At 71.2% G+C, this 26,247-nt stretch carries 34 protein-coding genes and 1 pseudogene; 27 read left to right on the top strand and 8 right to left on the bottom strand.

What is annotated here, in order from left to right; all coding sequences use genetic code 11:
* Positions 1 to 19: 19 nt before the first annotated feature.
* The 13 genes from EV186_RS16145 to EV186_RS16085 all read left to right on the top strand — a co-directional run bounded on the left by EV186_RS16145 (position 20) and on the right by EV186_RS16085 (position 10,035).
* Entirely contained in the window at positions 20 to 1,456 is a 1,437-nt protein-coding gene (locus tag EV186_RS16145) for an MFS transporter (RefSeq protein WP_133850022.1), read from the top strand.
* A 47-nt stretch (positions 1,457 to 1,503) separates the two neighbouring features.
* On the top strand, positions 1,504 to 2,313 hold the full coding sequence (locus tag EV186_RS16140) for a CoA transferase subunit A (RefSeq protein ID WP_133850021.1): 810 nt from the start codon (positions 1,504 to 1,506) through the stop codon (positions 2,311 to 2,313).
* The gene (locus EV186_RS16135) at positions 2,310 to 3,056 is read left to right on the top strand and encodes a CoA-transferase subunit beta (RefSeq protein ID WP_133850020.1); all 747 of its coding nucleotides are present in this window, start codon (positions 2,310 to 2,312) and stop codon (positions 3,054 to 3,056) included. The genes EV186_RS16140 and EV186_RS16135 overlap by 4 nt, the downstream gene beginning before the upstream one ends.
* A gap of 1 nt (position 3,057) precedes the next feature.
* Complete coding sequence (locus tag EV186_RS16130; RefSeq protein ID WP_243754060.1) at positions 3,058 to 4,347, top strand: lyase family protein; 1,290 nt, start codon at positions 3,058 to 3,060, stop codon at positions 4,345 to 4,347.
* 211 nt (positions 4,348 to 4,558) lie between these two features.
* Complete coding sequence (gene pcaD / locus EV186_RS16125) at positions 4,559 to 5,332, top strand: 3-oxoadipate enol-lactonase (RefSeq protein WP_133850019.1); 774 nt, start codon at positions 4,559 to 4,561, stop codon at positions 5,330 to 5,332.
* A 17-nt stretch (positions 5,333 to 5,349) separates the two neighbouring features.
* Positions 5,350 to 5,703, top strand: a complete 354-nt coding sequence (locus EV186_RS16120; RefSeq protein ID WP_133850293.1) for a carboxymuconolactone decarboxylase family protein — start codon at positions 5,350 to 5,352, stop codon at positions 5,701 to 5,703.
* On the top strand, positions 5,696 to 6,484 hold the full coding sequence (locus EV186_RS16115; protein WP_243754058.1) for an IclR family transcriptional regulator: 789 nt from the start codon (positions 5,696 to 5,698) through the stop codon (positions 6,482 to 6,484). The genes EV186_RS16120 and EV186_RS16115 overlap by 8 nt, the downstream gene beginning before the upstream one ends.
* Positions 6,485 to 6,518: 34 nt before the next feature.
* Positions 6,519 to 7,349: a helix-turn-helix transcriptional regulator gene (locus EV186_RS16110; RefSeq protein WP_133850017.1), complete on the top strand. Its 831-nt coding sequence runs from the start codon at positions 6,519 to 6,521 to the stop codon at positions 7,347 to 7,349.
* Positions 7,346 to 7,729, top strand: a complete 384-nt coding sequence (locus EV186_RS16105) for a VOC family protein (protein ID WP_133850016.1) — start codon at positions 7,346 to 7,348, stop codon at positions 7,727 to 7,729. Before EV186_RS16110 ends, EV186_RS16105 begins: the two co-directional genes overlap by 4 nt.
* Before the next feature lie 35 nt (positions 7,730 to 7,764).
* On the top strand, positions 7,765 to 8,262 hold the full coding sequence (locus EV186_RS16100; protein WP_133850015.1) for a methylated-DNA--[protein]-cysteine S-methyltransferase: 498 nt from the start codon (positions 7,765 to 7,767) through the stop codon (positions 8,260 to 8,262).
* Positions 8,263 to 8,745 (top strand): RNA polymerase sigma factor, encoded by a 483-nt coding sequence (locus EV186_RS16095; protein WP_133850014.1) that lies wholly within the window; start codon positions 8,263 to 8,265, stop codon positions 8,743 to 8,745.
* Positions 8,738 to 9,331 (top strand): methylated-DNA--[protein]-cysteine S-methyltransferase, encoded by a 594-nt coding sequence (locus EV186_RS16090; protein ID WP_133850013.1) that lies wholly within the window; start codon positions 8,738 to 8,740, stop codon positions 9,329 to 9,331. The genes EV186_RS16095 and EV186_RS16090 overlap by 8 nt, the downstream gene beginning before the upstream one ends.
* Entirely contained in the window at positions 9,328 to 10,035 is a 708-nt protein-coding gene (locus tag EV186_RS16085; RefSeq protein WP_133850012.1) for a 2OG-Fe(II) oxygenase, read from the top strand. The genes EV186_RS16090 and EV186_RS16085 overlap by 4 nt, the downstream gene beginning before the upstream one ends.
* On the opposite strand, the pseudogene EV186_RS16080 reads toward EV186_RS16085, so the two are convergent.
* The 3 genes and pseudogenes from EV186_RS16080 to EV186_RS16070 form a co-directional block, all read right to left on the bottom strand.
* Positions 10,032 to 10,244: pseudogene (locus EV186_RS16080) on the bottom strand (TetR-type transcription factor C-terminal domain-containing protein); the annotation flags it as partial. The gene EV186_RS16085 and the pseudogene EV186_RS16080 sit on opposite strands and share 4 nt — an antisense overlap.
* A gap of 19 nt (positions 10,245 to 10,263) precedes the next feature.
* Positions 10,264 to 10,473, bottom strand: a complete 210-nt coding sequence (locus EV186_RS16075) for a type II toxin-antitoxin system HicB family antitoxin (protein ID WP_133850011.1) — start codon at positions 10,471 to 10,473, stop codon at positions 10,264 to 10,266.
* 16 nt (positions 10,474 to 10,489) lie between these two features.
* Positions 10,490 to 11,335 carry a TetR-type transcription factor C-terminal domain-containing protein gene (locus tag EV186_RS16070; RefSeq protein WP_133850010.1) on the bottom strand — a complete coding sequence of 282 codons (846 nt, stop codon included), beginning with the start codon at positions 11,333 to 11,335 and terminating at the stop codon, positions 10,490 to 10,492.
* A gap of 108 nt (positions 11,336 to 11,443) precedes the next feature.
* On the opposite strand from EV186_RS16070, the gene EV186_RS16065 reads away from it, so the two are divergent.
* The 6 genes from EV186_RS16065 to EV186_RS16040 all read left to right on the top strand — a co-directional run bounded on the left by EV186_RS16065 (position 11,444) and on the right by EV186_RS16040 (position 15,759).
* Positions 11,444 to 11,998, top strand: a complete 555-nt coding sequence (locus EV186_RS16065) for an AMP-binding protein (RefSeq protein ID WP_133850009.1) — start codon at positions 11,444 to 11,446, stop codon at positions 11,996 to 11,998.
* On the top strand, positions 11,995 to 12,741 hold the full coding sequence (locus tag EV186_RS16060) for an SDR family NAD(P)-dependent oxidoreductase (protein WP_133850008.1): 747 nt from the start codon (positions 11,995 to 11,997) through the stop codon (positions 12,739 to 12,741). Before EV186_RS16065 ends, EV186_RS16060 begins: the two co-directional genes overlap by 4 nt.
* Positions 12,738 to 13,745: a phosphotransferase family protein gene (locus EV186_RS16055; RefSeq protein WP_208115615.1), complete on the top strand. Its 1,008-nt coding sequence runs from the start codon at positions 12,738 to 12,740 to the stop codon at positions 13,743 to 13,745. Before EV186_RS16060 ends, EV186_RS16055 begins: the two co-directional genes overlap by 4 nt.
* A gap of 3 nt (positions 13,746 to 13,748) precedes the next feature.
* Positions 13,749 to 14,954, top strand: coding sequence for an acyl-CoA dehydrogenase family protein (locus tag EV186_RS16050; protein ID WP_133850007.1), 1,206 nt, complete (start codon positions 13,749 to 13,751; stop codon positions 14,952 to 14,954).
* A gap of 104 nt (positions 14,955 to 15,058) precedes the next feature.
* The gene (locus tag EV186_RS16045) at positions 15,059 to 15,391 is read left to right on the top strand and encodes a hypothetical protein (RefSeq protein ID WP_133850006.1); all 333 of its coding nucleotides are present in this window, start codon (positions 15,059 to 15,061) and stop codon (positions 15,389 to 15,391) included.
* A 44-nt stretch (positions 15,392 to 15,435) separates the two neighbouring features.
* On the top strand, positions 15,436 to 15,759 hold the full coding sequence (locus EV186_RS16040; RefSeq protein WP_133850005.1) for a hypothetical protein: 324 nt from the start codon (positions 15,436 to 15,438) through the stop codon (positions 15,757 to 15,759).
* Between the two features lie 31 nt (positions 15,760 to 15,790).
* Here EV186_RS16040 and EV186_RS16035 read toward each other — a convergent pair whose 3' ends face one another.
* Entirely contained in the window at positions 15,791 to 16,735 is a 945-nt protein-coding gene (locus EV186_RS16035) for a hypothetical protein (RefSeq protein WP_133850004.1), read from the bottom strand.
* A 251-nt stretch (positions 16,736 to 16,986) separates the two neighbouring features.
* On the opposite strand from EV186_RS16035, the gene EV186_RS16030 reads away from it, so the two are divergent.
* From EV186_RS16030 to EV186_RS16020, 3 genes are all read left to right on the top strand, one after another.
* The gene (locus EV186_RS16030; protein WP_133850003.1) at positions 16,987 to 17,598 is read left to right on the top strand and encodes a papain-like cysteine protease family protein; all 612 of its coding nucleotides are present in this window, start codon (positions 16,987 to 16,989) and stop codon (positions 17,596 to 17,598) included.
* Positions 17,599 to 17,603: 5 nt separating this feature from the next.
* Positions 17,604 to 18,440: a hypothetical protein gene (locus EV186_RS16025; RefSeq protein WP_133850002.1), complete on the top strand. Its 837-nt coding sequence runs from the start codon at positions 17,604 to 17,606 to the stop codon at positions 18,438 to 18,440.
* Between the two features lie 84 nt (positions 18,441 to 18,524).
* Positions 18,525 to 19,367 carry a TIGR04222 domain-containing membrane protein gene (locus tag EV186_RS16020; protein WP_133850001.1) on the top strand — a complete coding sequence of 281 codons (843 nt, stop codon included), beginning with the start codon at positions 18,525 to 18,527 and terminating at the stop codon, positions 19,365 to 19,367.
* Here the strand turns inward: EV186_RS16020 and EV186_RS16015 are convergent.
* Positions 19,364 to 19,864 carry a cupin domain-containing protein gene (locus tag EV186_RS16015; RefSeq protein ID WP_133850000.1) on the bottom strand — a complete coding sequence of 167 codons (501 nt, stop codon included), beginning with the start codon at positions 19,862 to 19,864 and terminating at the stop codon, positions 19,364 to 19,366. The genes EV186_RS16020 and EV186_RS16015 overlap by 4 nt on opposite strands.
* 50 nt (positions 19,865 to 19,914) lie before the next feature.
* Here EV186_RS16015 and EV186_RS16010 point away from each other — a divergent pair, with 50 nt between their 5' ends.
* Complete coding sequence (locus EV186_RS16010) at positions 19,915 to 20,400, top strand: MarR family winged helix-turn-helix transcriptional regulator (RefSeq protein WP_133849999.1); 486 nt, start codon at positions 19,915 to 19,917, stop codon at positions 20,398 to 20,400.
* A 52-nt stretch (positions 20,401 to 20,452) separates the two neighbouring features.
* Here the strand turns inward: EV186_RS16010 and EV186_RS16005 are convergent, their stop codons facing one another.
* A complete protein-coding gene (locus tag EV186_RS16005) occupies positions 20,453 to 21,184 on the bottom strand; it encodes a DUF6973 domain-containing protein (protein ID WP_133849998.1) in 732 nt (243 codons plus the stop codon).
* A 109-nt stretch (positions 21,185 to 21,293) separates the two neighbouring features.
* Here EV186_RS16005 and EV186_RS16000 point away from each other — a divergent pair, with 109 nt between their 5' ends.
* The gene (locus EV186_RS16000; protein ID WP_243754097.1) at positions 21,294 to 22,052 is read left to right on the top strand and encodes an IclR family transcriptional regulator; all 759 of its coding nucleotides are present in this window, start codon (positions 21,294 to 21,296) and stop codon (positions 22,050 to 22,052) included.
* On the opposite strand, the gene EV186_RS15995 is transcribed toward EV186_RS16000, so the two are convergent.
* Positions 22,006 to 23,229: an MFS transporter gene (locus tag EV186_RS15995; protein ID WP_133849996.1), complete on the bottom strand. Its 1,224-nt coding sequence runs from the start codon at positions 23,227 to 23,229 to the stop codon at positions 22,006 to 22,008. The two genes, EV186_RS16000 and EV186_RS15995, sit on opposite strands and share 47 nt — an antisense overlap.
* Before the next feature lie 289 nt (positions 23,230 to 23,518).
* Here EV186_RS15995 and pcaH point away from each other — a divergent pair, with 289 nt between their 5' ends.
* The 3 genes from pcaH to EV186_RS15980 all read left to right on the top strand — a co-directional run bounded on the left by pcaH (position 23,519) and on the right by EV186_RS15980 (position 25,714).
* Positions 23,519 to 24,211, top strand: a complete 693-nt coding sequence (gene pcaH, locus EV186_RS15990; RefSeq protein WP_243754057.1) for a protocatechuate 3,4-dioxygenase subunit beta — start codon at positions 23,519 to 23,521, stop codon at positions 24,209 to 24,211.
* Positions 24,211 to 24,732, top strand: a complete 522-nt coding sequence (pcaG, locus tag EV186_RS15985) for a protocatechuate 3,4-dioxygenase subunit alpha (RefSeq protein WP_133849994.1) — start codon at positions 24,211 to 24,213, stop codon at positions 24,730 to 24,732. The genes pcaH and pcaG overlap by 1 nt, the downstream gene beginning before the upstream one ends.
* A 61-nt stretch (positions 24,733 to 24,793) precedes the next feature.
* Positions 24,794 to 25,714, top strand: a complete 921-nt coding sequence (locus EV186_RS15980; RefSeq protein ID WP_133849993.1) for an NAD-dependent epimerase/dehydratase family protein — start codon at positions 24,794 to 24,796, stop codon at positions 25,712 to 25,714.
* Here EV186_RS15980 and EV186_RS15975 read toward each other — a convergent pair.
* Complete coding sequence (locus EV186_RS15975; RefSeq protein ID WP_133849992.1) at positions 25,692 to 26,180, bottom strand: hypothetical protein; 489 nt, start codon at positions 26,178 to 26,180, stop codon at positions 25,692 to 25,694. The genes EV186_RS15980 and EV186_RS15975 overlap by 23 nt on opposite strands.
* Between the last annotated feature and the right edge of the window lie 67 nt (positions 26,181 to 26,247).

The following is a 26,247-nucleotide window of genomic DNA, read 5'->3' as shown; positions in this document are numbered from 1 at the left end:
AGGGGAAGGAGTTTCAGAGATGACGGACGAGCCCTATCGCAGGCGGTGGGCGGCGCTGGCCCTGCTGCTGACCGCGATCTTCATGGACATGGTCGACAACCAGATCGTGACGATCGCGCTGCCGACCATCCAGCACGACCTGGGCGCGACGCCGGCGGCACTGCAGTGGACGGCGACCGCCTACACGCTGGCGTTCGCGGTCACGCTGATCGTCGGCGGGCGGCTGGGGGACCGGTTCGGGCACCGCGCGTTGTTCGTCGCGGGGACGGCCGGGTTCGGGGTGGCGTCGCTGGGGGCGGGCCTCGCGCAGAACGTCGACACGCTGCTGGCCGCGCGCGCCGCCCAAGGGATCTTCGCCGGGTTGATGGTGCCGCAGGTGCTGGCGTTCCTGCACGCGGAGTTCCCGCGGTCCGAGCAGGGCAAGGCCATGGGCTTCTACGGCATGACGTTCCCGCTCGGCGGGCTCGCCGGGCCGTTGCTCGGTGGGGTGCTCACCCAGGCCGACCTGTTCGGCTGGCAGTGGCGGACGATCTTCTTCGTCAACGTGCCGATCGCGCTGGTCGCGGCCGTCGGCGCCGCCCTGGTGATGCCCGCCCCGCGGCGCCGGGTCAAGGCCGGTATCGACCCGATCGGGCTGGTCGTCCTGCTCGCCGCGCTGCTTGCCGCGTTGGTCCCGTTGGTGCAGGGGCGTGAGCTCGGTTGGCCGGTGTGGTCGTTCGTGCTGTTGGTGGCCGCGCTTCCGCTGGCCGTGCTTTTCGTTGTGCTGCAACGCAACCGGGAACGCCGGGGCCGGGAGCCGCTGGTGCGTGTCGGCATGGTGCGCCACCGCGCGATGGCGGTCGGGCTGCTGGTGATGCTGATCTTCTACTGCGGCATGGGCGCGTTCTTCGTGCTGACCCTGCACCTGCAGGACGGCCTGCACTACTCGCCGCTGAAGACCGCGCTGGCCATGCTGCCCGCGACCGTCGGCATCGTCGTGGGCAACGGCGCGGGCATGTCGATGGGCCCCAAGCTCGGCCGCGTGGCGACCATGATCGGGCTCGCGATCCTGCTCGCCGGGAGCGCGGCGATGATCTGGGTGGTCACGGGCGCGGGCGCCGGGCTGACGCCGTGGCAGCTGGTGGTTCCGGTGATCCTCTACGGCGCCGGGCTCGGCATGGGGTCGTCGTCGCTGATGCTGATGACGTTGAGCGGGGCGGGCGCGGCCGATGCCGGTGCGGCCTCCGGCGTGGTGAACACGGTGATCCAGCTCGGGATGGCGGCCGGTCCGGCGACGATCGGGACCGTGTTCTTCGGCACGCTCACTGGTGGTGGGGACATCGTCGAGGCGACCAGGAACAGCCTCTACCTGGGGCTCGGGCTGTTCGCGCTGGCGTTGGCCGCGTGCGTGTTGTTGCCGCGCCGGCGGGTAGCCGAGTCGCGGGAGCCGGTTGCCGAGGGTCAGTTCGCCTCGTAATCTGTTCTCTAGTAGAACAAGTGTGCGCGATGCGAACGAGGTGAGAAGTGGCGCGGATCGTCTCACTGGCCGACGGGATCGCGGAGCTGGTGCACGACGGGGACGAGGTGGCGCTCGAGGGCTTCACCCACCTCATCCCCGTCGCCGCCGGGCAGGAGATCATCCGCCAGGGCCGCCGGGACCTCACGCTGGTCCGCATGACGCCCGACATCGTCTACGACCAGCTGATCGGTGCGGGGTGCGCGCGCAAGCTGGTGTTCTCGTGGGGCGGCAACCCCGGCGTCGGTTCGCTGCACCGGTTCCGGGACGCGGTCACGCACGCCTGGCCGGTGCCGCTGGAACTGGTCGAGCACAGCCACGCGGGGATGGCGAACCGTTACGTGGCCGGGGCTTCCGGGCTGCCGTTCGCCATCCTGCGCGGCTACGCGGGCACGGACCTGCCGACGGTCACCGAGACGATCAAGTTCGTCACGTGCCCGTTCACCGGCGAGCGGCTGGCCGCGGTGCCCGCGCTCAACCCGGACGTCACGGTCATCCACGCCCAGCGCGCCGACCGGGCCGGCAACGTCCAGCTCTGGGGCATCACCGGCATGCAGAAGGAAGCCGTGCTGGCCGCGAAGCGCAGCCTCGTCACCGTCGAGGAAGTGGTCGACGAGCTGACCCCGGTGCCCGGCGGCGTGGTGTTGCCCGGCTGGGCGGTGACGGCGGTGGCGCCGGCGCCGCGCGGCGCGCATCCTTCGTACGCGCACGGTTTCTACGAGCGCGACAACGACTACTACAAGCAGTGGGACGCGATCAGCAAGGACCGCGACGCGTTCACCGGCTGGCTCGGCGACCTGGTGGGGAGCGCGCGATGACCGACCACACCCCCGACGAGATGATGTCGATCGCCGCCGCGCGGGCGTTGCGCGATGGCCAGACCTGTTTCGTGGGCATCGGGTTGCCGTCCACCGCGGCCAACCTCGCCCGCCGCGGCCACGCGCCGGACCTGGTGCTGATCTACGAATCCGGTTGTCTCGGCGCGAAACCGGACCGGCTGCCACTGTCCATTGGGGACGGCGTGCTGGCCGAGACCGCGGATGCGGTGATCGGCGTGGCCGAGGTGTTCAACTACTGGCTGCAGCCCGGCCGGATCGACGTCGGGTTCCTCAGCGCGGCCCAGCTCGACCGGTTCGGCAACATCAACACGACGGTGATCGGCGACTACACCGACCCGAAGGTGCGGTTGCCCGGTGCCGGTGGCGCGCCGGAGATCGCGGCGTCGTGCCGGGAGGTGTTCATCATCGTGCGGCAGACCCCGCGGGCGTTCGTGGAGAAGGTCGACTTCGTCACCTCGGTCGGGCACGGGTCCGGCCCGGGCGATCGGGCGCGGCTCGGCCTGCGGGGTGCCGGGCCGACGCTGGTGATCACCGACCTCGGGATCCTGCGCCCGGACCCGGAGACCTTCGAGCTGACCCTGACCTCCGTGCACCCCGGCGTGACGCTGGAACAAGTGCGCGCGGCCACCGGCTGGGACCTGAAGGTCGCGCCGGAGCTCGAGCATACGGCCGCGCCGACGGAGCCGGAGCTGGCCGCGTTGCGTGCGTTGAAGGCGGCCTGACGTGGGGTTGTTCGACGGCGTGCACGCGGCCGGACCGGTCGCCGCGCTCGCCGGCGACGCCGCGTGGCTGCGGGCCATGGTGGACTTCGAGCACGCGCTGGCGTTGGCGTGCGCGGACGTCGGCCTGATCTCCGCGGCCGAGGCGGACGCCGTGCTGGCCGCCACGGTGACCGATGTGGACGACGTGGGGGAGCGGGCCGCGGCGATCGGCAACCCGGCCGGGCCGTTGGTGCGGGCGCTGACCGAGCAGGCGGGCGATGCCGTGCACCGCGGCGCGACCAGCCAGGACGTGCTGGACACCGCGATGGTGCTGGTCGCGGCCCAATCACTGGACGCGCTGCTGGGTTCGTTGGCCGCGGCGGCCGATCGGGTGGCGGAGCTGGCCTCGGCCCACGCCGAGACTGTCCAAGTAGGACGGACGTTGTCCCAGTACGCCCCGCCGGTCACCTTCGGGCTGGTCGCCGCCGGCTGGCTCACGGGCCTCGACGCCGCGGCCGACCGGCTGGCCGGGGCGCGTTCCCGGCTGGCCCTCCAGTTCGGCGGCGCGGTCGGGACGTTGTCTTCGCTTGGGACACAAGGGCTCGCGGTTCGGGAGGCACTGGCCCGGCGGCTCGGGCTCCCGGAACCGGTGCTCCCGTGGCACACCGAGCGGACGCGGGTCGCCGAGCTGGCCGGAGCGCTCGCCCTGACCGCCGGCGCCGTGGGGTCGGTCGCCCAGGAGATCGTCCGGTTGTGTGGCAGCGACATCGGGGAGCTGCGCGAGGATGGTCCACCGGGATCGGGTGGCTCGACCGCCATGCCGCACAAGCACAACCCGGTGGCGGCAATCTGCGCGTCGGCGTGCGCGCGGCGGGTGCCCGGCCTCGCGTCGACCGTGTACGCGTCGATGGCGCACGAACATCAGCGCTCCGCTGGTGCGTGGCACGCCGAGTGGCCCGCCGTGCAGGACCTGCTGGTGGCAACGGGTTCCGCCGTGCACTGGCTCTCGACCAGCCTGAGCCGGCTCGTCGTGGACGCGGACCGGATGCGGGCGAACCTGACGGCCGCGGGCGGCACGGTGTTCGCCGAACGGGTCACGGTGGCGCTGGCGGACAAGCTCGGCATGACGGCGGCGCGGGCCGCGGTCACCGAGTGCGCGGCCGCCGACGACTTCACCGAAGCCCTCACCGCCCACCTGGACAAGGCGGCGATCGCCGACCTGTTGGACCCGGCCGGATACGTTGGCAACGCACCGGAGTTCGTGCGCCGGGCCCTGGCCGCCCACGGCGGACGGACGAGCAATGACACCTGACCCGCCGCCGGAGTTTTCCACAGGCCGCCGGTTGTCCACAGATCCCGCCGGGCCCCGTTTCGAGGCTTGCGAACCGATAGACTGGGACACGGGGCGCCCCCGGGACGGGTGGGGGCTGCGTTACGCGTGGCGCGACGAAAGCACGCGAATCCGTTGGTGTCCGGGTGAGTTCCGCGCTGGGTACGCGTCGTGCGTTGGAAGGGGAGCGGGGATGACGGTCGAAGTCCACCACGTGGCCGAGGGGCCGGACGACGGTCCGCTCGTCGTCCTCTCCGCGTCGCTGGGCAGCGATCTGCGCATGTGGCGCGCCCAGGCCTCGGCGCTCGCCGACGTCGGCTACCGGGTTGTCCGCTACGACCACCGCGGCCACGGCGGCTCGCCGGTACCACCCGGTCCGTACACTTTGGACGAACTGGGGGCCGACGCGCTCGCCCTGCTCGACCGGCTAGGCGCCGCCCGCGTGCACTGGGTCGGGCTCTCGCTCGGCGGCATGGTCGGCATGTGGCTGGCCGAACAGGCGCCGGAACGCCTCGCCCGGCTCGTCCTCTGCTGCACCTCGGCGAAGTTCGGCCCGCGGGAGATGTGGGAGGACCGCATCGCGGCGGTGCGTGCCGGCGGCACCGCCGGCCAAGCCGGACCGGCTGTGGAACGGTGGTTCACCAAGGATTTCCGCACAGCGAACCCCGACGTCGTCGCGCTGGCGCAGGACATGGTCACCGGCACGCCGGACGAGGGCTACCTCGGCTGCTGCGCCGCCATCCGCGACATGGACCTCACCCAGGGTCTGCCCTCGATCGGCGCACCGACACTCGTCATCGCGGGCGCGCAGGACAAGTCGACCCCGCCCGACCACGCCGAGCGGATCACCAGCGCGGTGCCCGGCGCACGCCTCAAGGTGCTCGACCCGGGCGCCCACCTGGTCGCCGTGGAGCGGGCGGACCGGGTGACCGAGCTGATCATCGACCACCTGGGAGACCTGACGTGACCGAGTACGACGACGGGATGGCCGTGCGCCGCGACGTGCTCGGCGACGAGCACGTCGACCGGTCGATCGCGGGCACGACCGAGCTGACCAAGCCGTTCCAGGACTACATCACCAGCGCGGTGTGGGGCGGCATCTGGACCCGGCCGGGGCTCGACCGGCGCACCCGCAGCTGCGTCACCCTGGCCGTGCTGACCGCGTTGCGCGCCCACGACGAACTCGCGCTGCACGTGCGTGGCGCGCTGCGCAACGGGCTCAGCGAGGCCGAGATCGTCGAGGTCATCCTGCACACGGGCGCGTATGCCGGGGTGCCGCAGGCGAACTCGGCCCTCGCCGTGGCCAAGCGGGTGCTCGACGAGGTGGCCGGTGACTGACCGGGCTCCGCACCACGTGCAGTCCCTCGACCGGGGGCTCGCCGTGATCCGCGCGTTCGGCCCGGACACCCCCGAGCTGACCCTGTCCGACGTGGCCCGGGCGACCGGCCTGACCAGGGCGGCGGCCCGGCGGTTCCTGCTGACCCTCACCGATCTCGGTTACGTGCGCACCGACGGCAAGCTGTTCGCGCTGACGCCCCGCGTCCTCGAACTCGGCTACGCCTACCTCTCCAGCGTTTCGCTGCCGGAGGTCGCGCAGCCCCACCTGGAACGGCTTTCCGCGCAGGTGCGCGAGTCCAGTTCGGTCAGCGTCCTGGACGGCACCGACATCGTCTACGTCGCCCGCGTGATGGTCTCGCGGATCATGACCGTGGCGATCAACGTCGGCACCCGGTTCCCGGCGCACGCCACGTCGATGGGCCACGTCCTGCTGGCCGGACTGTCCGATGTGGACTTGGAGGCGTACCTGAGTGCGGCCGAACTGGACACGTTCACCGAACACACGATCACCTCGCCGGAGGCACTGCGCGCCGAGCTCGCGCGGGTGCGTGCGCAGGGCTGGGCGTTGGTCGACCAGGAGCTGGAGTCCGGGCTGCGCTCGATCGCCGTGCCCCTGCACGACCGCGACGGCCAGGTGGTGGCCGCGATGAACGTGTCCACCCAGGCAAGCCGCGGCACCCCGGCGGCCGTGCGCCGCGACGTGCTGCCCGAACTCCAGGCCACCGCGGCGCGCATCGAGGCCGACCTCGCCGTTGCCCACCCGGCCCGCCGCTCCGGCTAGCGCGCACCGGCTGGTCTCGCCTTACCCTGACGACATGGGCCAACCGAGCTGGGCGGCACGGGAACCGCATCCCGCGCTACGCCCGTTCGTGCGCCGCTACATCGGGTACACGCAGCACGACGTCACGTTGCCGGTGCATCGTGGCCTGCCCTCGGGCACCATCACGTTGGTCATCAGCCTCGCCGGCCCGATGCGGATGCTCGACGGGCCGGGCAGCCCGGCCACCATGCAGGCGGCCGTCGGCGGGCTGCACCTGGGCCCGGTGCTGATCGCGCAGGACAGCTTCCAGCACGGCCTGCACGTCGAGCTCAACCCGATCGGGCTGCGTGCGTTGCTCGGCGTGCCGGCGGCGGAGCTGACCTCGGACATCGTCGACCTGGCCGACCTGCCGACCTCGTGGGCCCGGGTGCTGCCCGACCGGCTCGCCGGCTTGCCGGACTGGCCGAGCCGGTTCGCCCTGCTCGACACCGAGCTGGCGCGCACGCTTCGACCGGTGACATTGGTGACCGAGGTGCAGTGGGCGTGGCGGCGGATGGCCGCGGGGCACGGCACCGCGCCGGTCGCCGAGCTGGCGGACGAGATCGGCTGGAGCAGGCGGCACTTCACCGCGCGGTTCGGCCGCGAGGTCGGGCTGGCGCCCAAGCAGGTCGCCCGGCTCATGCGGTTCGAGCGGGCGGGTGCGTTGCTGCGCCGCGGGCCGCGTCCGCTCGCCGAGGTGGCGCTCGATGCGGGCTACTACGACCAGGCGCACCTGACCAACGAATGGCGCGCCATGGCCGGGTGCACGCCCAGCGAGTGGATCCGCGAGGAGCTCCCGTTTCTCCAAGACGTCGCGACGGGGCCGGACGCAGACTCGGGGCCATGAGCGTTTGGCCTGGATTGATCTATCGCGACGCCGAGGCGGCGCGCGTGTTCCTGACCGAGGTCTTCGGCTTCGCCGAGGCCCTGACCGTGCGCGACGACGAGGACCCGAACCGCATCGTGCACGCCGAACTGACCTGGCCCGAAGGAGGCGGCGTCATGTACGGCTCCGGTGGCAACCACACGGACTACCCGCAGCCGGAGCCCGGCACCCAATGGCTGTACGTGTCCACGGAGGACCCGAAGGCCGTGCACGACCGCGCGGTCGCGGCGGGGGCCAAGGTCGTTGCCGAGCTCGGCAAGACCGACTACGGCTCGCTCAACGTCGGCATCGCCGACCCGGAAGGCAACGTCTGGACCTTCGGGACATATCAAGGCGCCTGATCTCACGTTCCGGGGCGCGTGAGCGTCTACCGGACATGAGCACCAACCACACCACGATGGACTCGCCGCTCGGCGTGCTCACCCTCGTTGCCGCGAACAATCACGACGGCGCGCTGAGCGGCATCTACTTCACCGGGCACAAGGGCGGACCGGCCGCGCTGGGGGACCGGGACGACAGGGCATTCGCCCAGGTGAAGCCCCAGCTCGACGAGTACTTCGCGGGCGCACGCACCGAGTTCGACCTGCCGCTGGCCCCGCGCGGTGACGACTTCCAGCACCGCGTCTGGGCTCTGCTGCGTGCCATCCCGTACGGCCGGACCCGTACCTACGGCGAACTCGCCCGCGAACTCGGCGCACTCCCGCAGGAGGTCGGCGGCGCCATCGCGCGCAACCCGATCATGATCGTGATCCCGTGCCACCGGGTCATCGGCGCCGACGGGTCGCTGACCGGGTACGCCGGCGGGCTCGATCGCAAGTGGGCGTTGCTCGCCTTGGAGGAGCCGAGCCCGGCCCTGGCTGGCAGGCTGTTCTGAGTGGAACCCTTCGAGCGGGTCGTCGAGCGCCACGGCGCGATGGTCCTGCGCGTGGTGCGGGCCGTGCTAGGCCCGGTCGACGCCGAGGACGCGTGGTCGGAGACCTTCCTCGCGGCCATGCGGGCGTACCCGGACTTGGATGACTCCGCGAACGTCGAAGCGTGGCTCGTCACCATCGCCCACCGCAAGGCGATCGACGTGACCCGGGCCCGCGCCCGCGCGCCGATGCCGTCCGCGCAGCTGCCCGAGCGGCCCAGCCGCACCGGGCGGCCCGACGACTGGGACGCCGACCTGTGGCACGCGCTGGAGTCCCTCCCGGACAAGCAGCGTGCCGCCGTCGCCTACCACTACCTGGCCGGGTTGCCGTACAAGGAGATCGCGGAGATCACCGGTGGCAGCACCGACGCCGCGCGCCGTGCCGCCGCCGACGGCATGAAGGCATTGCGCGCCCGCTACGACACCGCAGGGAAATCCCATGTCTGACAACATCTTCGCCCCCTTGGCGGAAGAAGACGGCACGCTGGCGCGGTTGCACGCGCGGCTGGCCGCCACCGCCGAACGAGAAGGCGTCCTGGACGTCGCCTACCGCACGCTCGACACCCCGGTCGGCTCGCTGTTGCTGGCCGCGACCGAGCAGGGTCTGGTGCGCGTGGCGTTCTCGGTCCAGGACCACGAGGCCGTGCTGGTCAAGCTCGCGACCGCGGTGAGCCCGCGGGTGCTCGAGGCCCCCGCCCGGCTCGACCAGGTCGCGCACCAGCTCGACGAGTACTTCGGCGGCAAGCGCGACCGGTTCACCGTGCCGCTGGACCTGCGGCTGGCCACCGGTTTCCGCCGTGCGGTGGTCGAGCACCTGCCCCACATCCGGTACGGCGGAACGGAAAGCTACGCCCAGGTGGCCGCCGCCGCGGGCAGCCCCAAGGCGGTGCGGGCCGTGGGTACCGCGTGCGCGCTCAACCCCGTGCCGGTCGTCGTGCCGTGCCACCGCGTCGTCCGCTCGGACGGCTCGATGGGCGGCTACGCCGGCGGCCCGGACGCCAAGCGCACGCTGCTGACCCTGGAGGCCGCGTGAACTACCGGGAGCGGGTGGCCGCGGCGGACTGGGCCGCGGTCACCGAGGAAGTCGACGAGTACGGCTGCGCGTTGCTGCCGCAGCTCGTCACCCCGACCGAAGCCAAGGAGTTGACCGCGCTCTACGACTCGCCGGAACGCTTCCGCGCCACCATCACCATGGCCCGCCACCGGTTCGGCAAGGGGGAGTACCGGTACTTCGCGGCGCCGTTCCCGGAAGTGGTGCAAGGGTTGCGCGAAACCCTGTACCCGCGGTTGCTGCCCATCGCCCGCAGTTGGGCCGAGCGGCTGGGCTGGACCGACACGTGGCCGGACAGCCTGGACAAATGGCTTGACGAGTGCCATGCCGCGGGACAAACTCGGCCGACGCCGATCTTGCTGCGGTACGAGGAGGGCGACTGGAATGCGCTGCACCGGGATTTGTACGGGGACAAGGTCTTCCCGCTCCAAGTGGTGATCAACCTCAACGAGCCGGGAGTCGACCACACCGGCGGCGAGTTCCTGCTCGTCGAGCAACGGCCCAGGGCGCAGTCGCGCGCCACGGCCACCACCATCCCCTTCGGACACGGTCTGGTGTTCACCACCCGAGACCGCCCGGTCCAGTCAGCCCGCGGTTGGTCGAAATCGCCGGTGCGCCACGGCGTTTCGGTCATCCGCTCCGGCAGGAGGCACACCCTTGGCTTGGTCTTCCACGACGCGGCTTAGTTTCCCGGTTCCAGCATCGCCAGTGCGAAACGTGCGTACTCAGTGGCCACCTGTTCGGGGCTACGTGGACCGTCTGCGTGGAACCACTGCGCGAGTGACGTGCACATGGTTGCGATCGCGCGGCCGGCGTCCTGGGCGTGCGGGGTGGTGAACGTGCCGTCGGCAACCTGGGCGTCGATCAAGCGCTGAATGGTTCGGCTCAAAGGAGCTCGCGCAGGTCGTCCACGCTCAGGCCGATGTCGTCGTCAGTTCTTGCGGGATACCGAACTCCGCCACCAGCCCGCTCAGTGCCTCACGCAGGTCCTCCACAGCAGCCTCGGGGGTGTCTCCCTCACCGTGCGCACCGACGTGCGGTTGCAGCTGCGTGTGCGCACACCAAACACCGTCGTCGTCCTGCTCGAGGACGTAGGGCACGCGCACCTCACGACTGGTTGACATGTGTCAACGATAAGGCTCATCGCGCGGATTCCGGGGAGGCGGAACAGCCCAGCATCGCCAGTGCGAAACGTGCGTACTCAGTGGCCACCTGTTCGGGGCTACGTGGACCGTCTGCGTGGAACCACTGCGCGAGTGACGTGCACATGGTTGCGATCGCGCGGCCGGCGTCCTGGGCGTGCGGGGTGGTGAACGTGCCGTCGGCCAGCCCGGCCGCGATCTCGGCGTCCAGCAACCGTTGGATACCGGTGCGCAGCCCCGCGATCCGGCGCCGGTTGGCCGGTTCGAGGCCACGCATCTCACTGGAGCCGAGGAAAGCCAGCTCCCGCCGGTGGGTGTGGAACAACACCAGGCTCTGCACCACCAGCTGAACCCGCTGCGCGCTGGACGTCCCCTCGTCGCGGGCCGCGCGCACGCGCCAGTGCAGCTCCGCCATGGTCAGGTCGAACATGCGCACCAGCAGGTCCTGCTTGCGGGCGTAGTGGTGGTACAGGCCGGGCACGCTCATCCCGGCGCGCGCGGCGATCGAGCGCATCGTCGCGCCGTGGTAGCCGGTGGCGACGAACTCGTCGACGGCCGCGCGCAGGACCGGGTCGAGGTCGAGCGGGCCGTACCGGCGCCAGGCCGCGTCGGTCGGAGCGGGCTGGGCCGGCGAGGGCGGGTCGAAGCCGTCCAGCAGTTCGCCCGCGCTCACCGACAGCGCCGCCGCGATCGTCTGGAGCCTGCTGACCGTCACCTCGGTGTGGCCGTTCTCGATGGCGCTCACGGTCGCCGGGCTGACGTCGATGCGCCGCGCCAGCTCGCGCACCGAGAGGCCGCGAGCGGCCCGGGCCGCGCGGATGGCCGCCCCGACGTCGACTCCCATGCTGTTCAGCCTAGCTGAACGCTGACATTGACGGTACGGCCCTGTTCTGCCAAGGTGGGGCGACAATCCGAGCGGTTGGTCGGCGCAGGGGGAAACAGCAGGGAGAACATGCGCACGATGCTGGACGTGTTCCGCGACGCGGTCGCGCGGGCGCCGGGCACCGAGGTGTTCGGGGCAAGCATGGCCGAGCTCGACGCTGCGTCCGACGCGTTCGCCGCCGCCTTGCTCGACCGCGGGTTCCTGTTCGGTGACCGGCTGGCCATCGCCGCACCCGACGGTCCGAACCTCGTGATCGCGGTCGTCGGCGCGTGGAAGGCGGGCGGCTCCGCCGTGCTCGCCGATCCCGCCGCGAGCACCGCCGAGCTGATCGGCCTGCTGACCGAGTCGCACGCGACGGTGCTCTTCAGCGAGCACGATGGTGCCCACGACGCTGTCGTGGCCCACACCGACGTGCACACCGTCATCGCCGGTGCCGACCACCTCCGCGACCTGCTCGTCCTGCACGCGGGGGAGCAGCCGCTGGCCAGCGCGCCCGACGCCGAGGCGATCGCCGTGGACACCACGACCCAGGGCGCCATGGCGTCCGCTGCCACAGCCAACCGCGCGGACCGGATCGGCCGGCTCGCGTTCGCGATGACCGCACCAGGAGGGGACCAACGATGAGCGGTGCATGGATCACCGGTGGCGCGTCGGGAATCGGCGCGGCCGTCGTGCGTCAGCTCGCCGAACGCGGCCGGCAGGTGCACGTCGCGGACCTCCTGCCGGTGCCCGAGGGCGTGCCCGCCACCAGTTCGGACATGCTCGACGTGCGCGACGACGCCGCGCTGCGAGCCTCCTGCGACGGGGCGGCCGAGGCGTTCGGCGGCCTGGACCTCGCGGTGGTCTGCGCCGGGGTCGGCGACTCGGGGCCGACGACCTGGGACAGTGTTGACCCGAGCGGCTACCAGCGGATCGTGGACATCAACATCACCGCCGTCGTCCGCTCGATCACCGTGGCGCTGCCCCACCTGAAGGCGACCGGCGGCTCGGTCGTGGTGCTCGCGTCGCTGGGCGGGCTCACCCCGATGCCGACCAACCCGTTCTACTCGATGACCAAGTTCGCGGTCGTCGGCCTCGTGCGTTCGCTCGGCCCGGTGCTGGCCGCCGACGGCGTGCGGATCGCGGCCATCTGCCCGGGCTTCGTGGACACGCCGTTGATCGACCCGTGGCGGGAGATCTTCAAGGACTTCCCGCTGCTGCAAGCCGACGAGGTGGCATCGGTGGTGTTGCGGGCCGCCGAGGGCGAGAGCGGGGCGTGCTGGCTGGTGCAGCCCGGCCGCGAGCCCGCGCCGTACGAGTTCCGCGGCGTGCCCGGCGCGCGGCGTCCGGACGGCAGCGTCGCCGGCTTCCTCTGGGACGGCGCGTGATCGGTGAGCTGGTCCGGCCGGCCGAACTCGGCCGGTTGCTCGCGGCCGCGACCGGGGAGCCGCGGTGGCGTGAGCTGTCGGCGTCGCTGATCTCCGGGGGCAAGTCCAACCTGACCTTCGAGCTGACCAGTCCTGCGGGGGCGCTGGTGCTGCGCCGGCCGCCGACCGGTGACCTGCCGTCCGGCGCGCACGACATGGGCCGCGAGGTCGCCGTCCAGCGCGCGCTCGCCCCGACGGCCGTGCCGGTGGCGCGGATCGTGTTGTGGCACCCGGAACCCGAGCCGCTCGGCGTCCCGTTCTACGTGATGGAAAAGGTGGCCGGGCACGTCATCCGCGGCGAGCTGCCACCGTCCTATGCGGACACTCCGGCGCAGCGCGTGGCCATGTCCGACGCGCTGGTCGACGTCCTGGTCGGCCTGCACGCGCTCGACCCCGTTGCCGTCGGGCTCGGCGACCTCGGCAGACCCGCCGGGTTCATGGCTCGCCAGGTCGACCGGTGGGGCAAGCGCGGACGTGCGCCCTCGATCACCGCCTTGGGAGCTGCGCTGGCCGAGCGCATACCGCAAAGCCCGCCGCCGTCGGTGATCCACGGCGACCTGCGGCTGGACAACTGCATCACCGACCCCGACGACCCGGGCCGCATCGCCGCCGTGCTCGACTGGGAGCTCGCCACGGTCGGCGACCCGCTGACCGACCTCGGGTTGCTGCTGTTCTACTGGCGCGAGCCGGGGGAACCGCAGAGCGACCTCGTGCCGACGGTGACGGCGTTGCCGGGTTTCCCGGGCCGCGAGCACCTGGTCGAGCGGTACGCCACGCGCTCGGGGCGCGATCCCGGTGACATCGCGTTCTACCGGGCGTTCGCGCACCTGAAGTTCGCGGTGATCGCGGAGGGCATCGCGGCGCGGGTCGCGTCGGGCGCGATGGCCGGACAGGACTTCGGTGCGCTCGACGGCGAGGCCGTGCGCATTGCCGAGGCGGGACTGGACTTGCTGAGGAAGGGATAGGTCATGGACTTCGCGCCGAGCGCCCAGGCCGAGGAGGTCTGCGGCCGCATGTGGGACTTCATGCGTGAGCACGTGTTCCCGGCCGAACCGGTCTACCGGCAGTGGCGTGCCACGCACGACCCGCACGCGCACCCGCCGGTGCTGGAGGACCTGAAGGCCGAGGCCCGCAAGCGTGGCCTGTGGAACCTGTTCCTGCCCAAGGTCTCCGGTCTGTCCAATGTGGACTACGCGGCGGTCGCGGAGATCACCGGCTGGTCGCCGACGATCGCGCCCGAGGCGGTCAACTGCGCCGCGCCGGACACCGGCAACATGGAGACCTTGGAGCTCTTCGCCACCGACGAGCAACGCGAGCGGTGGCTGGAACCGTTGCTGGACGGGAAGATCCGCTCCGCGTTCGCGATGACCGAGCCCGCTGTGGCGAGCTCCGACGCCCGCAACATCGCCACCTCGATCGTCCGCGACGGCGACGAGTACGTGATCAACGGCCGCAAGTGGTGGATCAGCGGCAGTGCCGACGAGCGCTGCAAGATCTTCATCGTCATGGGCAAGACCGATCCCGACGCCGAGCCGCACCGCCAGCAGTCGATGATCCTGGTGCCGCGGGGCACGCCCGGCATGACCATCGAGCGGCACCTGCCGATCTTCGGCTACCAGGACCAGCACGGCCACTCGGAGATCGTGTTCGACGACGTGCGCGTGCCCGCGGCGAACCTGCTGGCCGGCGAAGGCGACGGCTTCATGATCGCCCAGGCGCGTCTGGGTCCTGGCCGCATCCACCACGCCATGCGTGCGATCGGGATGGCCGAGCGCGCGGTCGCCCTGATGGTTCGTCGCGCTCAGGAACGGACGGCGTTCGGCCAGGCGCTGGCCGATCAGGGCGTGGTCCGCGACCTGATCGCGACGTCGCGCATCGAGATCGAGCAGGCGCGCCTGCTGGTGCTCAAGACGGCGTGGCTGATCGACAACCACGGTGCGAAGGGCGCCGCGACGGAGATCGCGGCGATCAAGGTCGCGGCCCCCGCGATGGCCTGCGCGGTGGTGGATCGGGCGATCGAGGTCTTCGGCGCGGCCGGCGTTTCGGATGACACCCCGTTGGCCTACTTCGCCAGCTGGGCGCGGGTGTTGCGGATCGTGGACGGGCCCGATGCCGTGCACCGCAGGACGGTGGCCAGGCAGGAATTGGCGCGAGAACGCCCCTACTCAGGCTGAGCGCGAGGTGGTAGCGTGCCGCCGCTGTTGATCACGCGTGGCGGCCGGAACCCCTTCTGGGAAGCGGCTTTCACGCGCCTTCGTTCCCAGGAGGGAAACCACACGTGTCCGCTTTATCCGCCGTGCGCCGGGTCGTTGCCGTGGGCGTCGCCACCGCGTCGCTGGCTGCTGTCACCGTCGTCGCCGCTCCCGCCGCGTTCGCCGGTGCCGAAGCCTGCACCATCGGCTCGGTGCCGCTGACCAACCAGAACACCTGGGTCCGCGACGCGCCGAATTGGACCACCAGTGGCGTCATGTACACCACGCCCGCCGGGTACGGCTTCCGGATCGTCGGCGGTCCGGTCACCGACGGGATCGGGGTCGTCTGGATGGCCGGGCACCGCAACGGCTGGATCGACGGCTGGGTCCCGGCGCAGAACCTGACCTGCTACTCCTGACCGCAACCCTTTCGCACGCCCCATTCCTGTAGGAGGAACCACTGATGCCCGCATTGCGCCGCGCCCTCGCCGTGGGTGCTGCCACCGCGTCGCTTGCCGCCGTCACCGTCATCGCGGCGCCGTCCGCGTTCGCCGGGGCCGAGTACTGCACCCTCGGCTCGGTGCCGCTGACCAACCAGAACACCTGGGTCCGGGTCGACCCGAAGCTCGACCACAGCGAGGTCATGTACACCGTCGCCGCCGGGTCGGGCTTCCGGCTCGTCAGCGGCCCGTTGACCTCGGACGGTTTGGTCTGGATGTACGGGCACCCCAACGGCGGCTGGACCGACGGCTGGGTCCCCGCGATGAACCTGACCTGCTGGCGCTGAGCGCCTGACCTCGATGCCGGTCTGGGCGTGGTCAGCTCCAGTCCCACCGGATGCCGACCACGCCCGGCCGGACGTCATCGGCCACCAAGTGCACCGAGTGGTGGCTGTCGAGGGTCAGCTCCGCGATGTCCTCCTCCGGCGACCCCGAGTCCCGGGCGGTGAACCGGCGCATCCGCACCGGGAGCGTGCGCGGGTCGAACGCCACGCGCAGCACGTAATGCCCTGCGGGCAACCGGAATCCGGTGACGTGCTCGTGGGCGCGGGTGTCCTCGCCGACCTGGATCCGGTAGCTCATCATGTGCGTGTCGTTGACCCCGAGCCTGCGGTCGAACAGCACCTCCGCGACCCGCGCCCGCGCGATCGGGCACGCCACCGTGCGGCCCAGCCGGCAGCTGTCGCCGGGCACGATCGTCACGTCCTGCGCACGCTCGCCGGTCTCGACGGTGTAGATCACCAGCGCCCGGTCCACGTCCCCGGACGGCGCGCTGACCACCGACGTCGTGTCGATGCGGTCGATCGCGCCGGCGGCGTTCACCGTCACCTTGTCGTACTGGCTCACCACGCGCAGCCGCCCCGCGGCGGGGGAGTCCAGGTCCGCGAGCAGCGCGTCGAGCGCGTCCGGCGCCTTGATCAGCTCGGTGAACCGGGGCACGCCGCGGCTCGGTCCGCCGCGGGGCCGGGGTGGCCCGAGCAGCACGATCAACGACCGGTCCGGCAGGCCCAGGATCTGCTCCAGCATGGCGACGGCGCGCAACGACTCCGGTCTTTCGGGTCTGCGTAAACCACGCTGCCAGTAGCTCAAAGTCGTTATCCCGACCGGCATCCCGCGCTCGGCGAGCTTGGTGCGCAAGCGGTCGAGCGACAACCCGGACGCGACGATGGCCGCACGCAACGCGGCATCGAACGGACCGTGGCGCAGGGCCCGGTCCAGCAATCCCGGGTCGGCGTGCGCCAACGGTATCGATGCGATGGTCATGGGTCACTCCCCGACAGGTGACTTGGCTGACTCTGTTCGCGGCAATTCCGTGTGATGTGAAAATCCATGCTATGGCCGCGTGTGATCGACCGACAGGCCGGATTTCCGCAGCAAGCCTCTGACCTGTGCGTTCACACCAGGTGTGAAGTATTCACAGAGTTACTGGCCGTGATCGTGACCGCTCAACGGCCTCGTAAATGTTCCTTACTCTCGGCTCGCCGGTGTCATCGGGGCACAGTGAAGGAGCAGAAATGACCCAACCCAAGCGGGTTTCCGCGTCGATCCGGCTGGCCGCCGGGTTCGCCGCGGCCGCGTGCGCCGCCTTGTTCGCGGCCGCACCAGCGTCGGCCGCTCCCGCCGAAGCGCAAACCGCGAGCCCCGCGTTCGCGGCCCGCAACCTCGGTATCAGCATGCAGGTCCAGCAGTACGACCAGTGGTGCTGGGTGGCGTCGGGGAACACCATCGCCACCTACCTCGGCCACGGAACCAGCCAGAACACGTTCTGCGACCTGGCTCGCGGCTACCCGACCAGCTACCAGTGCCCCAACCAGCCGGGCTACCTGTCCTGGGACCAGCGGGCGTTCTCGGCGCTCGGTGTGTCGCCCGGGTACGAGAGCGGCGCGGTGTCGTGGAGCACGATCGTGTCCAACATCGACGCCGGCCACCCGATGGAGACCGGGATCAGCTGGACCTCCGGCGGTGGGCACGCGGAGGTCATCTACGGCTACGACTCCGGCAGCCAGTCGATCTACTTCGGCGACCCGTGGCCGAGCGACAACCGCTACAACCTGATGTCCTACAACGCCTACCGCAGCAACGGCCAGTTCTACTGGGACGACACCCTCTACAACATCGGAGCGTGACGATCATGAGCAAGTCCCTCAACCGGTTCCGGCTCGCGGGGGCCGTGCTCGCCGCGGGCGCCGGGTTGCTGCTGGGCAGCGGGCTCGCGACCGCCGCACCCGCTTCGGTGCCCAGCCTGGCCGCACCGTCCACAGCGGACGTGAACGGCGCCCATGCCGCCGCCACCACACCGTCCGTGCAGGCCACCGCCGGGCGGTTCCTGGCGGGGGCCGGCAAGGCCGGGATCGCCCCGAACGCCACCGTGACCCCGAAGATGGGCCGCACGGTCGCGGTGTACTACCTGAACCCGGCGTTCGTGACCGCCACGTCGGCCTCGGTTCCTGTGGCCACGCAAGCGTTCCTGGCCACCGAGGCGACCGCGCCCGACGGCACGAAGGCGTCGGTGTGGACCGCTCGCCAGGGCAACGCCTGGGTCGAGGTCAACATCGCGTCCGGGGACACCGAGTTCGTGTACGCGGACAAGGCGAACGCGGTGTCGGGCAAGGCGTTCTACGAGCCGCAGATCCACGCGTGGTATGCGCTCTCCGGTGACAAGGTGGTCGCGCTCAACAGCGACGCGACCAAGGCCATCGGCGCCCAGTCGGTGTCCGTCGCCGAGTACCAGCACATCGTGAACGTGCGGTACGCCGACAAGATGCCGAACACGCCGTACGGCAAGAACCACATGATCGGCGGCATCAACACCGAGCCCGGCGTTGCGGGCACGCCCCGCATGATCGCGGCCGCCGCCCCGGCGCAGCCCGCCGGTTCGGATCCCACGCTGATCGTCGTGCTGGGCACGGTGGCCGGGATCGGTGTCATCGGTGGTGCCGCGTTCTACGCACGCAAGCGGCACGCCTGAGTTCCACCGCGTGACGGCCCGGCGTCCACTTCGGACGCCGGGCCGCATCGCGTAGAGTCTCCCGGGAATTCCGGAGGGGGACCGGTGAACGAAGCTTGGGGTATCTCGGAGTCGCGGTTCTTCTGGATCCACCTCGGCCTGCTGGTGGCGCCGGCGATCGCGGCCCCGCTCGTGCGCGGGTGGTTGCAGAATCGCAGGAAGCCGGACGGGCCGGTGCGATCTGGCCTCACCGCGCACCACCTGGCCTACCTGTCGGCCAGCCCGCTGGTCGTCGGCGGTGCGGTGCGGGCGGTGGAGTCGGCGGTCGCGGCTCTGCTCCACGCCGGTCGGCTGCGGGTCGATGCCGAGGCCAGGTTGTCCCGGATCGGCAAGGCCGAGCCCGCGGATCCGTTCGAGCGGGCGGTGTTCGCGCGCGTGCGCAGTGGCATCCGGATCGCCGAGCTCCCGATCGAGGTCCGGCCCGCCCTGGCCAAGCTCTCCGACGACCTCGCCGAGCGCGGCCTCGCCTTGCGGGAGCGCGCGGTCGTCGCGTACCGAAGCACGATTCTCGTCGTTTACATGGCCATCTGGCTGTTTGGGTTCGTGCGGGCGGCGGCTGAGCTCAAGGTGCACCGCGTGACATGGGTGACTGGCGGCGCCTCCAGGACCGGGACGATCCATGGGGTTCCTCAGGTGGTCCCGCTGTTGTTCCTCGGTGGCCTGCTGGTCCTGAGCTGGGCGTACCTCGCGTGGCGCGGCAAGCGTGACTACATCACGCGGGCTGGGCGCAACTTCGTCCTCGAGGCCATCGCTAGCTGGCGGGCCGGTACTCCTGGCCCCGGCGGGCTGACGATCGAGGGCACGGCCGTGGTGGCGATCGCCGGGATCGTCGGTTATCCCGACAAGAAGATCGCGTCGGCGTTCGTGGGCAGGCCCGTGGTCGACTAGTTCGCCCGCGCCTTCTCCCACGCCTCGCTCTGGCTGAAGTGGTTGTCGTACAACTCTTGCGAGTCCAGGAGGTCCTGGATCGTGGCGTGGCCCTGCTGCAGGCGGGCGAGCAGCCGGAAGTACTCGAACCGCTCGATGCCGGGCGTGATCACGATCAGCACGTCGGCCCGCTGGCCCTGAGCCGCGCCGAACGCGTGCGTCGCGCCGGGTGGGACGACGAGCAGGTCGCCCTCGCGCGCGACGTGCACCTTGTCGTCGGTGAGCACCTGCAGGGCGCCGTCGAGCACGTAGAAGAACTCGCTGCGGTGGGCGTGGTGGTGTGGTGTGGCGCCGTTCGCGCCCTCGCCGAGCACGACCCGCTGGCAGCTGAGCGCACCGCCGGTCGCGCTCGCGTCGGCCAGCAACCGCACGGTGGTGGGCGCGCCTTCGCCGAGCACCTCGTGGTCCCCGGCCTTGACGATGATCGAACCCTTGTCGTCCGCTTTGATGAAGGTCATGCATCGAATAGTACGACGTCGAACTATCAGATGTCTAATAAGATGTGCGCATGCCAGACGAGATCGACGTGATCTGCGACCAGTGGGCCCGCGAACGGCCCGGCCTCGACCTGACGGCGATGAGCATCTTCGGCCGCTTCGGCCGGGTGGCCCTGCTGGCGGGCAAGGCGGTGGACGAGGTCTTCGCCAAGCACGGCCTGCGCAGCGGCGAGTTCGACGTGCTGGCGGCGCTGCGGCGCTCCGGCAAGCCCTACGTGCTGACGCCGTCCGTGCTGTCGGCCACGCTGATGCTCTCGCGGGCGGGGATGACCAACCGCCTGGACCGGCTCGAGTCGGCGGCCCTGGTGGAGCGGCGGCTGGACCCCGACGACCGGCGCAGCTTCCTGGTGGCGTTGACCGAACACGGCGTCCAGGTGGTCGAGGCGGCGGTCGACGAGCACATCGCCAACGAGGCCCGGATGCTGTCGGCGTTGTCGGCCAAGGACAAGGCAGCACTGGACCGGATCCTGCGCGTCCTGCTGCAGTCGGTGAGCTAGTGCCTCGCTGCGGAAGGTTGGTGCATCGCGCTGAACCTTTTGCGGCGGGGCACTAGTAACCAGGAGACGCGTTGGGCGCGCCCGGGTCGGTGTCGTCGCCGCGCTGCGGGTTGTCCGTCGGCCACGGGTGGGCGTCGTCGCTGACACGGGTGTCGCCGGGCGCCACGGTGTTGGACGGCACCAGCATGTCGTTCTTGTCGATGACCAGCATCCGGCCGTCCCGGACCGCCTGGTCGATCAGCCCTTTCATCTCGTCGGTGGTGGCGTTCGGGTGGGCGAGGGCGATCTGGCGGCCCACCTCGTTGTTGTGCAGGTCCATCGCGACCGGGATCGGGTTGTTGTCCGGGTACCGCTCGTGGGAGGTGGCGAACTGGTTCGCCCACGGTTCGCCGTACTCCTGGGTCATGAGGGCGTTCCAGTAGGCGTGCCGGAACGAGTCCGCGTGCCCGTCAAGCCGCCCTTGGCCGCCAAAAGCGCCCTTGGCCGCCCGCTCGGCCTCCTCCTTGATGCTCTTGAACCGTTGCAGGCCCGACACGCCTTGGCGGGCGAACAGGTTGTCGAGCATGGCCGCCTCGGCTTTGGTGAGCTCCACCGGAGTCTGCGCCATCGACAGCGGCCAGCCGGGCCATTTCGTGGTCTCGTCCGGTCTGACCTGGTACTTCGCCAGCAACTCGTTCTGGCGTTGTCGCGCGTCGTCACCTGGCGCGCCCGCCTTGGCGACCAAGTCGTCGTGCGTCCTCTGGATGGTGGCGGAATAGCTGTGCACCAGCTGCGCGGCGTCCATGCCCACCACCGTGTCGTGGCCTGGTCCAGCCCCGATCCGCCGGCGATACACGGCGAGCCGCCGTCCGGTGTTCCACACTTGCCGGGTGGGGACCAGCGTGGCTGCGCGGATGTTCGCGGTGCTCGGCGCGTTCAGCGCGCAGACACCGCTGCTGACCCTGTCCGAGATCAGCAGGCGCACCGAACTCCCGCTCACCACCACCCACCGCATCGTCGGCGACCTGACCGCGACCGGGGCGCTCGAACGCGGCGTGGACGGCCGGTACCGGATCGGCCTCTGGCTCTGGGAGGTCGCCTCGCTGGCACCGCGCAGCGTCGGGCTGCGCGAGAGCGCCCTGCCGTTCCTCGAGGACCTCTACGAAGCGACCCGCCACCACGTGCAGCTCGCCGTGCTCGACGGGCCCGAAGTCGTGTTCCTGGAACGGATTTCCGGGCGCAACGCCGTGCACGTGTTCACCCGGGTCGGCGGCCGACTGCCCGCGCACGCCACCGGGGTCGGGCTCGTGCTGCTCGCCCACGCCGACCGGGACCTGCAGGAGCAGGTCATCGCGGGCCCGCTCAAGGGGTTCACCGAGCACACCATCACCGACGGCGCGGTGCTGCGCCGCGTGCTCGCCGCGGTCCGGCGCGACGGGCACGCGATCAGCGACCGGCAGATCGAGTTGATCAGCATGTCGGTCGCCGCGCCGGTGTTCGGGCCGGACGACGCGGTGGTCGCCGCGTTGTCCGTCGTGGTGCCGCACGGCGAGCACGACCCGATGGCATTGGTGCCCACCGTCCGGGCGGCCGCGCGCGGGGTGTCGCGTGCCCTCGGCGCGCCGGTCACGCTGCCGCGGTCGGTGCGGCGGGTGTCGTGGCAGGGCGACTAGCGGACCCGACGGCCACCACGCCGAGCGCGCCGATCGCCCCGACGAGGGCGAAAGCGTAGAAGCCCCAAGGGAAAGCGATCCCGGCCGAGACCAGCGCGCCGCCGAGCAGCGGCCCGCAGATCGCGCCGATCCGCCCGACGCCCGCGGCCCAGCCGAGCCCGGTCGCGCGGTTCGCCGCCGGGTACACGCGACCGACGTAGGCGTACACCAGCACCTGCGAGGCGAACACGAAGCAGCCGGCGAGGAACACCACCGGGTACAACAGGACGGCGGGCAACCGGACGCTCAGCAGGGCCAGGAACGCCGTGGCCCCGACGAACCACGCTATGGTCACCGGCCGCAGCGACCACCGGTCGGCGATCGGGCCACCGGCGAGCAACCCCGCGATCGCGCCGATGTTCAACGTCAACAACAGGGCCAGCGCCGCGCCGAGCGGGTAGCCCGCGTCCTTCATGATCTGCGGCAGCCACGTGTTCAGCCCGTACACCAGCAACAATCCCATGAACGAGGTCACCCAGAACGCGAGCGTCGCGCGCACGTACCCGGGCCGGAAGAGCGACCGCACGGCCTCCAGCGCCGCACCCAAGTCCTTGCCCTCCTGGCCGAAGGACGGCGACTCCGGCAGGAAGCGCAGCATCAACGGCACCAGCACCACGGCGGGCAGCGCGCCGAGCACGAACATCCACCGCCAGCCGAGCGAGGAGATCACGACGAGCCCCAGCAAGGCGGTGAGCACGGCGCCGACGTGGTAGCCGGTCATGATCGTGGTGGTGACCCGCCCGTTCAGCCGGCCCTTCGCGTACTCGGTGACCAGCGTGATCGCCGTCGGCAGGCAGCCGCCGAGGCCGAGCCCGGCGAGGAACCGCAACGCCCCGAACACCACCGCGTTCGGGGCGAACGCGCAGAGCAGCGTGCACACCGAGAACGCCGAGACCGCGAGGATCAGCGCCCGCCGCCGGCCGATCACGTCGGTCACCGTGCCGACCGCGAGCGCACCGATGGTCATGCCGACCAGCCCGATCGTTGACACCGCCGACGCGCCGGTGGGGGTCAGGCCCCACACCTTCCCGGTCAGCAACACGGGGATCACGGTGCCGAGCACCACGAGGTCGAAGCCGTCCAGCAGCACGGCCGACCAGCACAACGGGAGCACCCAGCGACGGTCGGTCGGGGTCATGTCCACCTCCATGGGGGAGAACGGGCGTGACCCCGAACATCGGACACAACGGGCGCCGTGAGCCAGCCGGGTTTCCGCTCAGCGGAAGACCACCTGCGATTCCGGCGGCCACGTATCAAGCTGACCCCATGACCCTTCGTGCGCCGACCGCTGGATCGAGATCAAGCCGCGGGGCTGTCAGCCGCACCTCAGGGGAACGTGACGCAAGCCAGCCACGACCACGGGACCAAGCCGAGCCGTCATCTCGCAACGTGACCGGCGGATTGAAATGCGGGGAGGCGGTCCGCCCATGACCTTCCGCCGCGATCCCGACGGAACGCACCCACCGCTGGACCACCCCGGTTACCGGTCCACGGCGCTGCGCCACCCGAAGCAGCCGCTGGTGCTCATGCCGCAGCGGCTGACCGAGCTGACGGGTCCGCTGCTCGGCCCGGGGCGGCTCGGCGAGCACGACAACGACTTGACCGTCCAGCACGACGGCGAGCCGATCGGCCAGCGGATCGTGGTGCACGGCCGGCTGCTCGACGGCGACGGCAGGCCGGTGCGAGGCTCGCTCGTCGAGATCTGGCAAGCGAACGCGGCCGGCCGCTACAAGCACCGGGCCGATCGCTGGGCCGCTCCGCTCGACCCGAACTTCGAGGGGGTCGGGCGCGCCCTCACCGACGCGGACGGGCACTACGAGTTCACGACGATCCGCCCGGGTGCCTACCCGTGGGGCAACCACGCCAACGCGTGGCGGCCCGCGCACATCCACTTCTCGCTGTTCGGCACGTCGTTCACGCAGCGGCTGATCACCCAGATGTACTTCCCGGACGACCCGCTCTTCTTCCAGGACCCGATCTACCAGTCGGTGCCCGAGTCGGCGCGCTCACGGCTGGTCGCGGCCTACGACCACGACCGCACCACCGACCACTGGGCCCTGGGCTTCCGGTTCGACATCGTGTTGCGTGGCCGCGAGGCGACCCCAGCGGAGGACGCGTGATGGAGCCGACCCCCTCGCAGACCATCGGCCCGTTCCTGCACATCGGGTTGCCGTGGCCGGACGGCGCGCACGTCGTCGCGGGCGACACCCCGGACGCGATCTGGATCCGGGGTGCCGTGTACGACGGCGCGGGCGAACTCGTGCCGGACGCGCTCGTGGAGACCTGGCAGGCCGACCCGGACGGCACCTTCGACCACCCGGATTCGCCGGGGCGGTGCGAGTTCCGCGGTTTCGGCCGGTGCCCGACCGACGACAACGGCGAGTACGAGATCCGCACGCTGCTCCCAGGCGCGGTGGACGGCCAGGCGCCGCACATCGACGTGTCGGTGTTCGCCCGCGGGTTGCTCAACCGCGTGATCACCCGGATCTACTTCCCGCACCTGCTCGACGACGGCGACCCCCTGCTGGACACGGTGCCCGAGGACCGCCAGCACACCCTCATCGCCCAGCGCACCGACGACGGCTACCGCTTCGACATCCACCTGCAGGGTCCGAACGAGACGGTGTTCTTCGACCTCTGACCCGTTGCGCGCTGGGCGAAATCCCCGGCTTTGCCCGGTCGTGGTGGGCCAAGGTGGCGGCATGCGTGTGCTGGTGTTCGGTGGATCGGGCTTCGTGTCGGGGGCGGTGTCGCGGCGGTTCGCCGACCGCGGGCACGAGGTGGTGGCGGCGAGCCGGCACGGCGACCTCGCCGTGGACCGGGACCAGGGGCTGGCGGCGCTCGAGGGCGCCCGGTTCGACGCCGTCGTGGACGTGGCGTGGGGCGGGCCCGGGTGGGTGGCGGATGCGCTGGCGGCAGTGTCGGCCGCGCACTGGACGTTCGTGTCGTCGATGAGCGTCTACGACGACGACCACCTGCACGACGGCCAGACGGCAACCACCGCCGCGCTCGTGCCACCCGATCCCGCGACCTACGGTGGCGCCAAGGTCATCGCGGAACGCATGGTGCGCGAAGCGCTGGGGGAGAAGGCATTCGTGGTGCGGCCCGGTCTGGTCGCGGGCGCGGGTGACCGGTCCGACCGCTACGGCTACTGGCCGCTGCGGCTCTCGCGGGGCGGGCGGGTCGCGGTCCCGCCGCTCGACGAGCTCACGCAGCTGATCGACGTCGAGGACCTGGCGGCGTGGCTCGTGCTGGCCACCGAACAGCGCCTGACCGGCGTGTACGACGCGATCGGGCCCGCGTCGACCCTCGGCGAGATCCTCGCGCGGACCGCCGCCGGCATCGACGCGCCACCCCACGAGCTCGTCCAGGCCACGGCGGGCGTGAACCACTACATGGGACCACGGTCGTTGCCGCTGTGGGCGCCGATGCGTGGCGAGCGGTTGCGGGCCCACGACATCACGCCGTCGTTGGCCGCGGGTCTGCGCCTGCGGCCGGTCGAGGAAACCGCCGTCGCGGCGCTGGCCCACGAACGGGAGCTCGGTGCGGACCGGCCCCGCAAGGCGGGGCTGACGCCCGCGGAGGAGGCCGAAGTGCTCGCTAGAAGCGGCGCGCCTTGCTGAGGCGGTCGCCGCGGTAGCCGTGCGCCAGGGCCAGCCCGATGGCCGCCGCGATGGTGAACCAGTAGGCCGGGGCCGTGTGCAGGTCCCCTTGGCGGGGCACCTGGGCCGCGAGCACCAGCACGCACACGGCGGTGAGCCCGGCGAGGAACGCGAGCAACCAGTGGCCGAGGTGGCCCGGCCCGTCGAGCCACACGACCGCGATACTGGCGGCGACCAGCGCGAACAGCAGGATCACGGCGACGTAGCCGAACCAGTTGATGTCGCCGGGCTGCTCCCACGCGCTGTACGTGTGCGACTTGTAGGTGAACCAGGTCCCCGTCGACAGCACGACCACGGCCACGGCCAGTGCGCTCGCGATCCCGGCGAACGCCGCGTACGTGCGGTCGCCCGTCCGCGCCTCGCGGAGCTCGTCGAGCTGGGTCTGCAGCGTCTTGAGCCTGGCGTCGGTCCTGTCCTGTTCGGTCACCCCGGCATCGTAGGGAGACCGGCTGCCGCCCGCGCGCCGTTCGGCGAACTCGCCAATAACACGACAA

Source organism: Labedaea rhizosphaerae (assembly GCF_004362825.1).
Lineage (GTDB): Bacteria > Actinomycetota > Actinomycetes > Mycobacteriales > Pseudonocardiaceae > Labedaea > Labedaea rhizosphaerae.
This window is presented reverse-complemented; position numbering and strand designations above follow the sequence as displayed.